Below are 499 nucleotides of genomic sequence, written 5' to 3' on the forward strand. Positions count from 1 at the left end.
CATCAGCAGAGACTTCGCGGCCAGCGCAGCACCCCCGGTGATGAGCAGGCAGGCCGCGAGGATGCGCAGCGACGGCTCGGCGACGCCGGCGGCGATCAGCACCAGCGTCGACAACAGCGGCGCGGCATAGCTCGCGGCGCCCAGGACCTGTATGTTGCCGCGCTTGACGCCGATGTCCCAGGCATAGAAGGCCGCGCCAACCGGCATCAGGCCGAGCCCGATGACGGCCAGCCACTGTCCGGGGCCGTCGGGCAGCACGGTCTCCTCAAGCAGAAAATGGCAGACCAGCGACAGCACCGACGTCGCCAAACAGAACCAGGTGACGATGGAGGTCGGCACCGATGGGAAGCGCCGCGACAGAAGCGAATAGGACGACCACAGCAGCGCGCAGACGGCGGCCATCGCGTAGCCGAAGGCATAGCGCGCATCGAAGGCCAGCCCGCCGCCCTTGGTGACGATCAGGAAGGTACCGGCAAGGCCGAGCAGCGCGCCGACGACA

Annotated in this window: 1 protein-coding gene; it reads right to left on the reverse strand. The window is 68.3% G+C overall.

The features are described from left to right. Nucleotides 1-499, reverse strand: a 499-nt coding sequence (locus EOA27_RS39675; protein ID WP_145970953.1) for an EamA family transporter, incomplete at both ends; no start/stop codon positions are given.

It is taken from the genome of Mesorhizobium sp. M2A.F.Ca.ET.037.01.1.1 (assembly GCF_003998075.1).
Lineage (GTDB): Bacteria > Pseudomonadota > Alphaproteobacteria > Rhizobiales > Rhizobiaceae > Mesorhizobium.